At 71.1% G+C, this 13,230-nt stretch carries 14 protein-coding genes; 9 read left to right on the top strand and 5 right to left on the bottom strand.

The genetic code is table 11. The features are described 5' to 3' along the window. The first annotated feature begins 181 nt into the window (after positions 1-181). Positions 182-1,738 carry a DUF222 domain-containing protein gene (locus ACIPY8_RS13675; RefSeq protein ID WP_400819109.1) on the top strand — a complete coding sequence of 519 codons (1,557 nt, stop codon included), beginning with the start codon at positions 182-184 and terminating at the stop codon, positions 1,736-1,738. A 19-nt stretch (positions 1,739-1,757) separates the two neighbouring features. On the opposite strand, the gene ACIPY8_RS13680 is transcribed toward ACIPY8_RS13675, so the two are convergent. Continuing rightward, a complete protein-coding gene (locus ACIPY8_RS13680) occupies positions 1,758-2,372 on the bottom strand; it encodes a hypothetical protein (RefSeq protein WP_400819111.1) in 615 nt (204 codons plus the stop codon). A gap of 210 nt (positions 2,373-2,582) precedes the next feature. Here ACIPY8_RS13680 and ACIPY8_RS13685 point away from each other — a divergent pair, with 210 nt between their 5' ends. Then, positions 2,583-3,758 (top strand): calcium:proton antiporter, encoded by a 1,176-nt coding sequence (locus ACIPY8_RS13685; protein ID WP_400819114.1) that lies wholly within the window; start codon positions 2,583-2,585, stop codon positions 3,756-3,758. Here ACIPY8_RS13685 and ACIPY8_RS13690 read toward each other — a convergent pair. The 4 genes from ACIPY8_RS13690 to ACIPY8_RS13705 all read right to left on the bottom strand — a co-directional run bounded on the left by ACIPY8_RS13690 (position 3,751) and on the right by ACIPY8_RS13705 (position 7,630). Further along, complete coding sequence (locus tag ACIPY8_RS13690) at positions 3,751-4,836, bottom strand: alkene reductase (RefSeq protein ID WP_400819116.1); 1,086 nt, start codon at positions 4,834-4,836, stop codon at positions 3,751-3,753. The two genes, ACIPY8_RS13685 and ACIPY8_RS13690, sit on opposite strands and share 8 nt — an antisense overlap. A gap of 82 nt (positions 4,837-4,918) precedes the next feature. After that, positions 4,919-5,368 (bottom strand): MarR family winged helix-turn-helix transcriptional regulator, encoded by a 450-nt coding sequence (locus ACIPY8_RS13695; protein WP_400819118.1) that lies wholly within the window; start codon positions 5,366-5,368, stop codon positions 4,919-4,921. 89 nt (positions 5,369-5,457) lie between these two features. Next, the gene (locus tag ACIPY8_RS13700; RefSeq protein ID WP_400819121.1) at positions 5,458-5,913 is read right to left on the bottom strand and encodes a MarR family winged helix-turn-helix transcriptional regulator; all 456 of its coding nucleotides are present in this window, start codon (positions 5,911-5,913) and stop codon (positions 5,458-5,460) included. A gap of 1 nt (position 5,914) precedes the next feature. Further along, complete coding sequence (locus ACIPY8_RS13705) at positions 5,915-7,630, bottom strand: DHA2 family efflux MFS transporter permease subunit (protein WP_400819123.1); 1,716 nt, start codon at positions 7,628-7,630, stop codon at positions 5,915-5,917. 94 nt (positions 7,631-7,724) lie between these two features. Here ACIPY8_RS13705 and ACIPY8_RS13710 point away from each other — a divergent pair, with 94 nt between their 5' ends. The 7 genes from ACIPY8_RS13710 to otnC all read left to right on the top strand — a co-directional run bounded on the left by ACIPY8_RS13710 (position 7,725) and on the right by otnC (position 13,206). Beyond that, positions 7,725-8,117, top strand: coding sequence for an ester cyclase (locus tag ACIPY8_RS13710; protein WP_400819126.1), 393 nt, complete (start codon positions 7,725-7,727; stop codon positions 8,115-8,117). A gap of 112 nt (positions 8,118-8,229) precedes the next feature. Continuing rightward, entirely contained in the window at positions 8,230-8,892 is a 663-nt protein-coding gene (locus tag ACIPY8_RS13715) for a GntR family transcriptional regulator (RefSeq protein WP_400819129.1), read from the top strand. Between the two features lie 167 nt (positions 8,893-9,059). Further along, positions 9,060-9,797, top strand: a complete 738-nt coding sequence (locus tag ACIPY8_RS13720) for an MBL fold metallo-hydrolase (protein WP_400819132.1) — start codon at positions 9,060-9,062, stop codon at positions 9,795-9,797. 43 nt (positions 9,798-9,840) lie between these two features. Then, complete coding sequence (locus ACIPY8_RS13725; protein ID WP_400819134.1) at positions 9,841-10,629, top strand: hydroxypyruvate isomerase family protein; 789 nt, start codon at positions 9,841-9,843, stop codon at positions 10,627-10,629. Further along, complete coding sequence (locus tag ACIPY8_RS13730) at positions 10,626-11,303, top strand: aspartate/glutamate racemase family protein (protein ID WP_400819136.1); 678 nt, start codon at positions 10,626-10,628, stop codon at positions 11,301-11,303. Before ACIPY8_RS13725 ends, ACIPY8_RS13730 begins: the two co-directional genes overlap by 4 nt. Then, positions 11,300-12,589 carry a 3-oxo-tetronate kinase gene (gene otnK / locus ACIPY8_RS13735; RefSeq protein WP_400819138.1) on the top strand — a complete coding sequence of 430 codons (1,290 nt, stop codon included), beginning with the start codon at positions 11,300-11,302 and terminating at the stop codon, positions 12,587-12,589. The genes ACIPY8_RS13730 and otnK overlap by 4 nt, the downstream gene beginning before the upstream one ends. Continuing rightward, entirely contained in the window at positions 12,586-13,206 is a 621-nt protein-coding gene (otnC, locus tag ACIPY8_RS13740) for a 3-oxo-tetronate 4-phosphate decarboxylase (RefSeq protein WP_400819141.1), read from the top strand. Before otnK ends, otnC begins: the two co-directional genes overlap by 4 nt. The last annotated feature ends 24 nt before the right edge of the window (positions 13,207-13,230 follow it).

Consider the following 13,230-nt stretch of genomic DNA (forward strand, 5'->3'; position numbering starts at 1 on the left):
GGGGTTCGGGTGGGCCTGGGTGGGCCTGGGGTGGGCCTGGGGGTGGGCCTGGGGGTCCGCTTTCTCGCGATATGCAGGGGCTCCCGCACTTCGCGCAGGAGTATCGGAATATCCCTCTGAACAGGGAGAAAGAGCGCGATCCGGAGTCAGGAATGTCGGTGGCCCCGAGTGGAATGGGGTCATGCCTTCCACAACCACGCTGCTGCTCGATCAGGTCGTCGCCGACCTCGATCGAGTGCTCGGTGATGGCTCGCTCGCGGCGCTCCCCGCACGCGAACGCGTCAAGGCATTGGCGACGGCGGGCGCCGCGCTACGGCGGATCGAGGCGGTGATCGTCGAGACGGTCGCAACCGGTGACGCCGAGTTCGCCCACTCCGCCGGCTGCCGCAGCGAGAACGAACTGCTCCGACGCGCGCTTCTGGTCGATTCCGCCGGCGCGGCGCGCCTCAACAAGGTCGTCGACGCCGTCCGTCGCGACGTCAGCATCGTCTCGGGCGAGAGACTGCCGGCGCGCTGGCCTGCGCTGCGCGACACGTTGGTCGACGGCGCAGTCGGAATCGCCGGCGTGCTGGCCGCGATCACGCCCATAGAGAAGGTCGCGTACCGGATCGGGCTCGACGATCGACTCGCGGTCGACCAATGCCTCGCCGACGCGGCGCGCGGACCGCGCGATGCGGACCTCGATCGTGACGCCGACATCGAACCAGCCGCCGAGCCGGATGCCGACACCCGAGCGACCGACGACCATGCGACCCGTGGTCCGGCGCCTCTGCCCGAGTACCTGCGGCTTCTGGCCGAGGCGCTAGTCGCCGTGCTCGACCCCGACGGCGACGAACCGTCCGACGACTCCGCGCGGCGACGCGGCATCACGGTCGGGCGCCTTCGCGACGGGCTTCGGCCCATCGCGGGATCTCTGACGCCCGAAGTGGCTGCGCAGCTCGAGCTGATCTTCGATGCGCTGAACAATCCCAAGGGCGACGGCCCATCGGCTCCGGGCGTGCGCTTCGTGCCGACCGCCGGCGTCGGGAGCGCTGACGACGAGCACGGCGGCGCTTCCCGTGACGCGTCAGTTTCGAGCGGCGCGGCCGCCTCGGAGCACGACCCCTACAACGACGACCCGCGGCAGGTGATCGACAGCCGCACAGCGGCGCAGAAGCGTCACGATGCGCTCGCCGCCGCTCTCGGCATCGCCGCCCGCCACCGCGACATGCCCAGTCTCGGAGGCGCCGCCCCGACACTCGTCGTCACGGTCGACGCGGCGGATCTCGCGGCGGGCACCGGGCGCGCGCACGTTCCCGGCGCGTGGGATCAGGTTCCGGTCAGCGTGGCCGCGCACGTCGGCTGCGGCGGCACCATGCAGCGCGTGATCCTCGATGAGGGGCGCATCATCGGAATCAGCAGCACCGACCGGGTCTTCACGGTGCATCAGCGTCGAGCCATCGTCGCCCGTGACAGGGAGTGCCTCATCCCGGGATGCCACGTCCCCGCGTCCTGGTGCGAGATCCATCACGTCACCGAGCACGCCCGCGGCGGGCCGACGCACACCGACAACGGCGTGCCGCTGTGCTGGTGGCATCATCGCAGCCTGGGGTCCTCAGGGTGGGAGATCCGGATGGCGGACGGCGTGCCCGAAGTCCGTGGACCTGCGTGGTGGGACCCGGCCCGACGATGGAGAGCGCCACGACTCAGCCTCCCGGATGCACGACCTGACCGAGCTGCGCGGCCGCGTGCCGGATGAGGGCACGCGACCGGAGGCATCACGTGTCGAGCGAACCCGGCGGGCGCGGGTCGTGCGACGGGCCGGCGCCGGGGAAGATCAACTCCACGCGACCGAGTACGTCGGCATCGCCGACGACGAGCTCCGGCACGTGGGACGCGTACAGCGCCGCCACTTTCGCGTTCTGGGCACGGAACGTCGAGCGAGCGATCGGAGAGGATCGCGCCCACGCCGCTATCGTCGCGCGGAGAGCCGGCGCCGAGGCGTCGCCCCGCAGACGTGTGTGGTTGCTCGGCTCGATACGAGAATCCGGGCTGAACCGCAGGTCCACCACCGAGCCCCGTGTCGGGGAGAGCAGCACCAGCCTGCGCGGATCGATCACGCGGTACGCCGTGTGCCCGAGGAGGAACACGACGCCGCCGCCGACCACCACGGACGGGATCACGACGAGCGGTGCTCGCGAGCCCGTGAGGTCGGCCAACCAGAAGGCCTCGACGACCAGCACGACGATCAGCGCGAGCGTGAGCCAGCCCAACGATGGCTGACGCACGAGCATCCGGAGCTGAGCCTCCGCAGCGATCCGGAGGAGCCGCCCGTAGTCACCCCACCCCGCGACGAGTGTCCCCGGAGGGGCGGCGGGAAGCGGGAACGGCATCCCCCCACGCTAGCGATGTATCGGAATTCTGCACGTATCGCCGTCTGGCGTCGTACCGTCCGCCCGCGACCATGCTCAGGTGTTGTTCCACTTCGTCGCCTATCCTGGAGTCCGTGATGTGAGAGTCGGTGCAACGGCACCGCGCGACGACCGGGACGACCCGCTCGTCATCCTCAGTCGGGGACGGCCCCACTTCGAAGGAGCGCGACCATGTCGCACGCCGCACGCACCCGTACCCGTCCCACCACCCGGATCGTCGATCTGATCCGCCCCTCGGATGTCGCTCGCATCGCGCTGGGCTGGGGAGCGTTCGGCGCCCTGCTGCTCGCGCATCCGCTGCTCGAAGCCCCCGCCCCCGCGCCGATCCTCGTGATCGGACTCGTCGCCATCGTCGGCGTGATCCTCGTCTGCGCGTTCGGCGTCGTGAAGCAGGCCGAAGCACTCGCGCACCGGCTCGGCGACCCGTATGGCTCGCTCGTGCTGACGCTGTCGATCGTGCTGATCGAGGTCATCCTCATCTCCGCCGTCATGCTCGGGCCGGGCGAGCACGCGACCATCGCCCGCGACTCCGTCATGGCGGTCGCGATGATCATCCTCAACCTCGTCATCGGGCTCTCGCTGCTCCTCGGCGGTCTCCGCCACCGCGGCCTGCAGCACAACCGCACCGGCACGTCCGCCTACCTCGCGATGCTCGTGCTGCTCGTCACTCTGGCCTTCGGCCTCCCGGCGCTCATCGGCGACGACGGTGCGTACACGCTCGGACAGGAGATCCCGATCGTGGTCCTCACGCTCGGGATCTACGCGTTCTTCCTGACCCGGCAGATGGGCGCACAGGCCGAGGACTTCACCGAGGTCCGGGCGACGACGCTCGCAGCGGCCGACGCCGCGAACGATGCGGCGCAGGCCGGGATCCGCGAGACGATCGCCGCCCATCGCATCGAGGTCCTCGTCCGGCTCGTGCTCCTCGTCGTGACGGTGCTGCCCATCGTGCTCCTCTCGCACGACATGGCGGCGCTGCTCGACGACGGTCTCGGACGCCTCGGGGCCCCTTCCGCCCTGGCCGGCGTGCTCATCGCCGCGATCGTCTTCCTCCCGGAGTCCATCACCTCGGTGCGGGCCGCTCTCGCGGGCGAGGCGCAGCGCGTGAACAACCTCTGCCATGGTGCGCTCGTGTCGACGGTCGGCCTCACGATCCCCGCGGTGCTCGTGATCGGCATGCTCACCGGCCAGACCGTGATCCTCGCCGAATCCCCCGCGAACCTGCTCATGCTCGGCGCGACGCTGCTGCTCTCGGTCACCACGTTCTCCGCGAAACGCGTGACCGCGACCCACGGCGCCACGCACCTGGTGCTGTTCGCCGCCTACACGATCGTGCTGTTCAGCTGATCACGCCCGCACCGTCGAGGGCCGGATAGTCCGTGTAGCCCTCGGCGGTGCGTCCGTAGAACAGGGCGGGGCGCGGCTCGTTGAGCTCGGCCTCCGCGTGCCAGCGGGTGACGAGGTCGGGGTTCGCGATCACGGGGCGGCCGGCGGCGACGGCATCCGCCCATCCGCCGGTCACGAGCTCCTCCGCGGCAGCGAACGTCGTCGGCACCGAGAACCCGGTGTTCACGATGAAGGGCGCACCGGCCGTGCGACGGATGCTCTGCACGAGCTCCGTCGTCGGGTCGGCGGCCAGCACGTCGACGAACGCGAGGTCGAGCGCGAGTCCCTCGGCGACGGCGAGGTAGGTGGCGCGGGCGTCGGCGTCGTCCTCCTCGAGCACGCCCTGGATGTTGTGCTGCGGCGACAGGCGGATTCCGGTGCGGTCGGCCCCCACCGCGGCGGCGACCGCGCGCGTCACCTCGATCGCGAAGCGGGCACGGTTCTCGGGCGACCCTCCGTACCGGTCGTCGCGGATGTTCGACACCGGCGACAGGAACTCGTGCACGAGATAGCCGTTCGCACCGTGCACCTCGACGCCGTCGAGACCGGCCGCGATCGCGTTGCGGGCGGCCCGCGCGAACTGCTCGACGACCATCGGGATCTCGTCGAGGGTCAACGCGTGCGCGACCGGCATCTGCGCCTTCCCGACCGGCGTGTGCGTCTCGCCCGGCGCGGCGAGCGCGCTCGGCCCGACGACCCGCGGCTCGCCCGAGATCTCCGGGTGGCCGACACGACCACCGTGCATGAGCTGCATCACGATCGTGCCGCCGGCCTCGTGCACGGCCTCCGCGATCCGACGCCAGCCCTCGATCTGCGCCGGCGTGACGATGCCGGGCTGTCCGGGATACGACTTGCCCTCGGCCGCGGGCCACGTCCCCTCCGTGATGATCAGACCCTGTCCGGCGCGCTGGCGGTAGTACTCGGCCATGGTCTCGGTCGGCACACCGTCGTCGTCCGCGCGGGTGCGGGTCAGGGGCGCCATGACGACGCGATTGGACAGGGCAAGGGCGCCGAAGGCGGCGGGCTCGAAAAGACTCACGAAGAGGGCCAAGCCCGGCAGCGCACGGTGTATTCCCGCGGGGGCTGGTGCGTTTCTCGGGTCGTCCGAGATCCGGCGGCGGTCATCCTCCGGTCAGGTCGCCGAGGAGGCTGACGAAGCGGTCGAGGTCCTCCTCCGACCATCCGCGCACCCGTTCCCCGAGCCTGGCCTCGTAGCGCGACCGGGCGATCGCGATCCGTTCCTGCGCGAGGGGCGTCGCGACGAGCACGCGGGCACGGCGGTCGTCGGGGTCCGGGACGCTCTCGACGAGACCGAGCTGCTCGAGCTGACGCACATGACGACTCACGGCGGACTTATCGGTCTGCAGGCGGTCGATGATGGCCCCGGCCGAGGTCGCCTTGCCCGAGGCGATCGAGGTGAGCACCTGGTAGCCGAGCGGCTGCAGGTCGGGGTGCACCGTGATCGCCGCCTCGCGCCAGCCCACCCGGATGCGGGCGAACAGGCGTCCGAGCTCGTGCTCGACGCGATGCACCGCGTCGTCGAGGTCGGCGGGGTCGTCGGCGGCGCTCATGGTCGCCAGCATACGGCGAAGCGGCAGGTCCGGAGATCCGTGGTCACGGCACTCGGAGGCATCCCGTGACGAGCACGAGTCCCCGTGCGTCACACCTCGGACAGCAGCCGGAACACCTTCGACGCCGCGCGGACCTCCTCGGGCGACAGCTCGGCCATCACCGCGTGGAGCCTCAGACTGTGATCGCGACGCAGCTCGGCGAGAGCCGCGCGGGCGGTCGGCGTGGCGCTGAGCACGCGCAGCCGACCGTCCCGCTCGTCCGGCCGGGACTCCAGCAGCCCCAGCTCCTCGAGCATCCGCACCTGACGGCTGATGACGGACTTGTCCATCTCGAACCGCTCCGCGAGCTCGTGGGCACTGGCCGTCCCCGCCCGATCGATGAAGGTGAGCAGCTTGTAGCCGCCCACCTGCAGGTCGGGGGCGATGCGAGCCGCGGACTCCCTCCAGAGCGTCCGAGTCCTCGCGAAGATGAGGTTCAGATGCGTCTGGAGGTCGCCGATCGCGGCCTCCACCTCGGGGGCGGCCAGGGCGTCCGGGGCGCTCATGTCAGCCCTTCGACTCCCGGTCCTCGCGCTCCAGCACGGTCACCGGCGAGGTCGTGGGGGCCGGGGACCCGGACTCGAGGCCCGAGATCCGGATGACGCCCGTGGAGGCGCCGACCTCGGCCTCGGAGACCTCGATCACGGACTCCTCGACCTGGTCGCGCATCTGCTCTGCGGCGTTCTTCGTCGACAGCGGCTTGTTGCGGATGAACGCGATCGCGATGACCGCGATGACCGCGAGCGGGATCGCGATGATGAACGCGTCGGCGATGCCGTGGCCATAGGCGCCCTCGACGATCGCGCGGATGCTGTCGGGCAGCTGTCCCACCTTGGGCACGTCACCCGAGCCGAGGTGCTGCAGCGCGTCGATCTCGTCCTGCGTGGTGGGCGCGAAGCCCTCGAGTCCGTCCTTCACGTACGTGGCGACGCTCGTCGACAGCAGCGATCCCATGATCGTGACACCGATGGTGCCGGCGATCGTGCGGAAGAAGTTGACGTTCGACGAGGCGGCGCCCAGCTGCTGCGGCGCGGTGTCGTTCTGCACGATGAGCGTGAGGTTCTGCATGACCATGCCGAGGCCGGCGCCGAGCACGAACATGTACGTCGCGACGAGGCCGAACGGGGTGTCGTAGCGGAGCGTGGCCATGAGGCTCACGCCGACCGTGGTGAGCAGCGAGCCGGTCAGCATCCAGCCCTTCCACTTGCCGAAGCGGCTCACGAGCTGGCCGATCACGATCGACGCACCCATCTGGCCGATGATCATCGGGATGGTCATCAGACCGGACTCGGTGGGCGTGGCGCCGCGGGCGAGCTGGAAGTACTGCGCGAGGAAGACCGAGGTCGCGAACATCGAGACGCCGATCGCGATCGAGGCGATGACCGAGAGCGTGAACGTGCGGTTCCGGAACAGCGACATCGGGACGATGGGTTCCTTCACGAAGAACTCGACCGTGATGAAGGCGGCGAGCGCGACGCCCGCGATGACGGCGAGCATGATGCTGGTCGAGGAGTCCCAGTCGAACTGGCTGCCGCCCATCGAGACCCAGATGAGCAGGGTCGAGACGCCGACGGCGAGCAGCACGATGCCGAAGTAGTCGATCGACACCTTGGTGTCGCGCTGCGGCTTCGGCAGGTGCAGCGTGAACTGGAGGAGCACGAGCGCGAGGATCGCGAAGGGCACGCCCACGAAGAAGTTCGAGCGCCAGCCCCACACGTCGGTGAGGAGTCCGCCGAGCAGTGGGCCGCCGATCGTGCCGAGGGCCATGATGCCGCCGACGACGCCCATGTACTTGCCGCGCTCGCGCGGGGAGATGATCAGCGCGACCGCGATCATGACGAGCGACATGAGCCCGCCGACGCCGATGCCCTGGATCACGCGGACCGCGATGAGCATGTTCGTGTCGGTCGAGAAGCCGGCGATCACGGTGCCGACCGTGAACAGGATGAGCGAGATCTGCACGAGGATCTTGCGGTCGACGAGGTCGGCGAGCTTGCCCCAGATGGGGGTGCTGACCGCGGTGGCCAGCAGGCTCGCGGTGATGACCCAGGTGTACTGGGACTGGGTGCCGCCCAGGTCGGCGATGATGACGGGCATCGAGGTCGACACGACGGTGCCCGAGAGCACGGCGACGAACATGCCGACGACGAGTCCCGAGATCGCGGTGAAGACCTCGCGGGCCGAGCGCGTGGTCTCGGCGGAGGTGGATGAGGGGGTTGTCACTGTAGGAGAGCTCCGTCTAGAAAGTTGATAAGTGTCAACTATACATCTATTGGTTGCAAAAGTGCAACTATCGGTGGGATGCGAGGATCGGAGGATGACGGAGACGTGGGAGCTGCGCGGGTGGTTCGAGGACTATCTCGACGCCTGTAACCGGCACGATCTCGACGCCGTGCGTGAGCTCCTCGACCCTCGAGTGCGACGAGCCCACCTGCCCGCCGGCGCCGACGCCTGGATCGACGACGTGGCCGACCTGTTCCACGGTTTCCCGGATTGGCGATGGCGGCGCATCCAGCTCGTCGTGGAGGACGACCGCATCGCCGCCCACCTCCGCGGGAGCGGGACGCACACCGGCGTGTATCGCGGCATCGCCCCGACGCGTCGGCACGTGAACGTCGCCGAGTTCGGCATGTACCGCATCGCGCACGACCGCGTCGTGGAGTTCAGCGGCACCGAGGACGACGCTCTGATGCGCGCGATCGGAGCGTGAGGACCCGCCTCCCCCGGCCTCACCCGAGCAGTTCCCCACGCTCCGCTCCACGGCCGCGACGCCGCCATGGGTCAGAATGGGTCGTGGGCCGCGCGCCCCGGAGGAGGCAATGGTGGCAGAGAGCGGTGCACGCACGCCCGTCGCGGACCAGATGTACGAGGTCCTGCTCGGGCAGTTCATGGACGGCATCCGCGGAGCCGGCGAGCCCCTGAACATCGGCGCCCTCTCGCGTGAGCTCAACGTCAGCCCGACGCCGCTGCGCGAAGCGCTCGCGCGGCTCGAGCACACCGGTCTCGTGCACCGCGAGGCGCTGCGCGGCTATCGCGTGGCCCCGATGATGAGCCTCACCGAGGTGCGCCAGCTGCGCGACGCGCGTCTGCTCATCGAGCCGCACCTCGCGGCGGAGGCCACCGCCCGCGCGACCGACGCGTTCGTCGCGAGCCTCGAAGAGACCGTGACGGACTTCGAGTCGTCGATCGACCACGCCGACCGCGAGACCGAGGGCTTCCGGATCTACTGGCGCTCCGACGACCGCTTCCACCGCCTGATCGCCGCGCACGCGGGCAACCCCTTCCTCGCGACCGCATACGACACCCTGGCGGGTCAGATCCAGCGCTTCCGCCTCTTCTCCAAGCTGGGACGCACCGGCGCGAAGTGGGCGGCACCCGAGCACCGCGCGATCCTCGACGCGATCCGCGCCCACGACGTCGAGGGCACGCGCGAGCGGATGCGCGAGCACATCGACGGTGCAGCGGGTCGCCTGCTCGACCCCTGACCACGACCTGCCGCATCCCGCGGGCCCCCGAGCGGCGGCCGCCATGTGCTGGCTTCCTCCTTCTCGCCCTCTCCACCCAAATACAATAGTATTGTCGATACTATTGATTGCGGAGAGCTTCGACGACGACAGCACGGCTCCCCCGCTCGAAGGGAGAGAATCGACCCATGTACTCGCTGCACACCCTCGTCGACGGCTTCCCGGGCAAATCCGCCTCGCACGGGGCCTTCGGCTGGAGCAGCCTGTGGTTGCTCCAGGACGCCGACCGCCGAGTGCTCGTCGATGCGGGTCCGCCCGCGTACATCCCCCTGATCCACGACGGTCTAGCCGCACTCGGCCTGACCACCGCCGACATCACCGACGTCCTCGTGACGCATCTGCACTGGGACCACGTCGGCAACTTCACGATGTACCCGAACGCCACGACCTGGGTCGGCGAGGAGGAGCTCGCCTGGGCGGAGACGCAGCCCGCCGGCACGCCGTTCGTGCCGGACCTGCACGTGCAGGAGCTGCGCCGCCGTCGCGAGGGGGTGGAGCGGATGAGCGACGGCCAGGAGGTGCTTCCCGGCATCACGACGATCGCGAGCCCCGGCCACACGCCCGGCCACCTCGCCTTCCACGTCGAGGCCGCCGACCGTTCCCACGTGTTCGCGGGAGACGCCGTGAAGAACGTGTTCGAGCTCAACACGCTGCAGGTCGACTCGACCATGGATGCCGACGCCAGCCGCGCGAGCGTCGATCGCCTGCGCTCGCTGATCCGCGACACCGACGGGGTGCTGGTCCCCGGCCACGACGTGGCACTGGGACTCGACGCGGGGGAGGCCGTGCGCCTCGCTCCGCAGTCGGCCCGGATCGGCTTCTTCGCGGACGGCGTGCGCGGCGAGGCCGACCGGAGCATCCGCTGACCCCGGGCGGGCCGCCCCGGTCCGCCCCTGCCGAGGAGAGACAATGACCGCCCTGCGATTCGACGCCAACCTCAAGTGGCTGTTCACGGAGCATCCCTTCGAGGAGCGGTTCGACGCCGCGGCCCGCGCCGGGTTCCGCGGCGTGGAATACCCCGCGCCGTACGCCCACGCACCGGAGCGCCTCGCCGACCTGCTCCGGCAGTCGGGCCTCGCGCAGGTGCTGATCAACACGCCCATGGGCCCGGCGGGGTCTCCGACGCGTCAGGGTCTCGCGTGCGTGCCCGGCGCGGAGGCGGCGTTCCGCGAGGGCGTGCTCGAGGGGCTGCGGTACGCGACGGCGCTCGGCGCCCCGTTCCTGCACGTCGTGGCCGGCATCGTGCCCGACGGCGTGGAGCGCGACCGCGCGTTCGCGCTGTACCAGGACAACATCGGCTGGGCGGCGGAGCAGGCCAGAGGCACCGGTGTCCGGCTGCTCCTGGAACCGCAGAACAAGCGCGACGCCCCGGGCTTCGTGCTCGACACGCAGGCTCAGGCCGCCGCGGTGGTCGACGCGGTGGGCCGCGACGCCGTCGGACTGCTCATGGACTTCTACCACGCGCAGATCGACGAGGGCGATCTCATCACGACCTACCTCGCGCACCGCGGGCGGATCGCGCACATCCAGATCGCCGATCCTCCGGGGCGCCACGAGCCCGGGACCGGCGAGATCGCCTTCGATCGGATCTTCGCGACCATCGCCGAGTCCGGCTACGACGGCTGGATCGGCTGCGAGTACCAGCCGCTCACCGACACCGTGAGCGGCCTCGACTGGATGAAGGGCCTCCCCGCATGACCACTCCCCCGCGCATCGCTCTCATCAGCGCCGTCACGGCCGCGATCGGCCCGGCCACGGCCGCACTCGACGAGCTCTACCCCGACGCCGAGGTGTGGAACATCCTCGACGACCGACTGCTCCGCGACGCCGACGAGCGCGGCGGCCTGGACGACGCGCTCCGCGCACGCATGACGCGCCTGATCGACCATGCGCTCGCCGAAGGAGCAGACGGCGTGCTGCTCACGTGCTCCCTGTACGGCCCGGTGGTCGCCGACCTCCAGCGCGACGCCCCCGTGCTGGCGCCCGACGAGGCCGCCTTCGCCGAGATCGCGGATGCCGGCTACCGCCACGTGCTCGTCGTCGCCTCGTTCGAGGGCGCGAAGGACGACTCGGTCGCCCGACTGCGTGAGGCTCTCGCGCGCTCGGGCGCGGACACGACCGTCGCGGGCGTCGCCGTGCCCGCGGCGATGGCCGCGACGAAGGCACAGGACTCCGGGGCCCTCGTGACCGCGCTCATCGACGCGTGTCGACCCCTCGCCGCTGATGTGGACGCGATCTTCCTCGCCCAGTACTCCCTCGCCCCGGCGGGCCCCGCTCTGAGCGCGGCCGTGGAGCTCCCCGTGGTGTCCGGCCCCGCCAGCTCCGCCGTCGCCCTGCGCGACCGGCTGACTCCGCGGGAGGGAGACCGATGATCGGCATCATCGCCGACGACGTCACCGGCGGCACCGATGTGGCCGTCGCGTGCCGACGGCAGGGCCTGCGCACGGGGATCGTCTTCGGCGAACCCTCCCCCGGCGCGATCGACGCGTCGTGGGACGTCGCGGTCGTGGCGCTCAAGACCCGCACGATCCCCGCGGCGGATGCCGTGGCGCAGTCGCTCTCGGCCGCCGAGGCGCTCCTCGCGGCCGGCGCGACGCAGCTCTACCTGAAGTACTGCTCGACCTTCGACTCCACGGCCGAGGGCAACATCGGCCCGGTGCTCGATGCCCTCGCCGCCCTCGTGGGCGCGGATCGGGTCGTGACCACGCCGAGCTCTCCCGAGCACGGACGCACGGTCGAGGCCGGACAGCTCCTCGTGCACGGCACGCCCCTCGCGGAATCGCCGATGCGCGACCACCCGCTCACCCCCATGCGCGACTCCGATCTGGTGCGTCTGCTCGACGGACAGCTCCCCGCGCCCGCGAGCGCCGCGGTGCCCCTCGACGTCGTGCGCCGCGGACCCGAGGCCGTGCAGGACGCGATCTCCGGTCTCGCCGGCGCTGTCCACTACGTGCTGCCCGACGCCGTCACGGACGACGACCTCGTCGCGATCGCTCGTGCCTCCGCGGACGATGCGCTGTGGGGAGGCGCGGCCGGGTTCGCCGGCGCGCTGGCCCGCGTCGTGGCGGAGCAGCGCGGTGACGCCGCCGCGGCGCCGACCCCGCCGTCCGCCGCGGGCCGCGCCGTCGTCCTCGCGGGCTCCTGTTCGCGGCGCACGCTCGAGCAGATCGACGCGATGCTCGACGCCGGGCGTCCCGCGTTCCGGCTCGACGCCCTCCGGGAGCAGGACCCCGCGCGTCTCGCCGCCGCGGCACTGGCCTGGTACGACGGCCTCGAGTCGACCTCGGACTCCGGGGCCGACGGCGCCCCGCTCGTCTACGCCTCCCTCCCCCCGGAGCAGCTGCACCGCGTGCAGGAGCTGCTGGGCGTCGCGGAGTCGGCCGCGATCCTCGAATCGGCGCTGTCGTTCGTGGCGCAGGGTCTGCGCGAGCGCGGCGTCGCCCGCTTCGTGACGGCCGGCGGGGAGACCTCGGGGGCCGTGGTGGCCGCGCTCGGCGTGGATGCCGGGGAGATCGGCGTGGAGGCCGCCCGCGGCGTGCCGTGGATCCATGCCGCCGACGGCATCCGCCTGCTCCTCAAATCGGGCAACTTCGGCGAGCCCGATCTGCTCGTGACGGCGTCGGCTGACCCGTCGGAGAACGCGGAGGCTCCCGCATGAGCGCGGAGCGCACCGCGGTGATCCGCGCCGCTCGGTCGCTGTTCGACCGCGGGCTCACGCACGGCAGCACGGGCAACGTGTCGCTGCGCACCGGCGACGGCATCCTCGTGACCCCGACCGGGTCGAGCCTCGGCACCGTGACGGAGGACGACCTGTCGCTGATCGACGCCTCCGGAGCGCACCTCGCGGGGCCCCGTCCGTCGAAGGAGGCCTTCCTGCATGCGGCCGTGCTGCGCGCACGCCCCTCCGCACGGGCCGTCGTGCACACGCACTCCACGCACGCCGCCGCCGTGTCGTGCCTGCGCGACCTCGACGAGACCGATGCGCTCCCGCCCCTCACGGCCTACTTCGCGATGCGCGTGGGACGTCTGCCGCTGCTGCCGTACCACGCGCCGGGCGACGATGCGCTCGAGGGCATCGCCGAGGCGGCCGCGCGCACGCACACCGCCTTGCTGCTGCGGAACCACGGCCCCGTCGTCGCCGGCGCCTCGCTGTCGGCGGCGATGGACGCGCTCGAAGAACTCGAGGAGACCGCGAAGCTGTTCCTGCTGCTGCGCGGCATGCCGACCCGACCGCTCACCGCGGCCGAGGCCGAGGCCCTGCGACCCGCCGACTGATCCGCACACACGAAGGGGCGGGTG

Source organism: Microbacterium sp. NPDC089696 (assembly GCF_044749125.1).
GTDB lineage: Bacteria > Actinomycetota > Actinomycetes > Actinomycetales > Microbacteriaceae > Microbacterium.

Bases quoted from the DNA above. Each gene is read 5' to 3' on its own strand.
- ACIPY8_RS13720 (WP_400819132.1), top strand. From the start codon at position 9,060: ATGTACTCGCTGCACACCCTCGTCGACGGCTTCCCGGGCAAATCCGCC.
- ACIPY8_RS13695 (WP_400819118.1), bottom strand. From the start codon at position 5,368: ATGAGCGCCGCCGACGACCCCGCCGACCTCGACGACGCGGTGCATCGC.
- otnC (WP_400819141.1), top strand. From the start codon at position 12,586: ATGAGCGCGGAGCGCACCGCGGTGATCCGCGCCGCTCGGTCGCTGTTC.
- ACIPY8_RS13725 (WP_400819134.1), top strand. From the start codon at position 9,841: ATGACCGCCCTGCGATTCGACGCCAACCTCAAGTGGCTGTTCACGGAG.
- ACIPY8_RS13685 (WP_400819114.1), top strand. From the start codon at position 2,583: ATGTCGCACGCCGCACGCACCCGTACCCGTCCCACCACCCGGATCGTC.
- ACIPY8_RS13730 (WP_400819136.1), top strand. From the start codon at position 10,626: ATGACCACTCCCCCGCGCATCGCTCTCATCAGCGCCGTCACGGCCGCG.
- otnK (WP_400819138.1), top strand. From the start codon at position 11,300: ATGATCGGCATCATCGCCGACGACGTCACCGGCGGCACCGATGTGGCC.
- ACIPY8_RS13710 (WP_400819126.1), top strand. From the start codon at position 7,725: ATGACGGAGACGTGGGAGCTGCGCGGGTGGTTCGAGGACTATCTCGAC.
- ACIPY8_RS13700 (WP_400819121.1), bottom strand. From the start codon at position 5,913: ATGAGCGCCCCGGACGCCCTGGCCGCCCCCGAGGTGGAGGCCGCGATC.
- ACIPY8_RS13680 (WP_400819111.1), bottom strand. From the start codon at position 2,372: ATGCCGTTCCCGCTTCCCGCCGCCCCTCCGGGGACACTCGTCGCGGGG.
- ACIPY8_RS13675 (WP_400819109.1), top strand. From the start codon at position 182: ATGCCTTCCACAACCACGCTGCTGCTCGATCAGGTCGTCGCCGACCTC.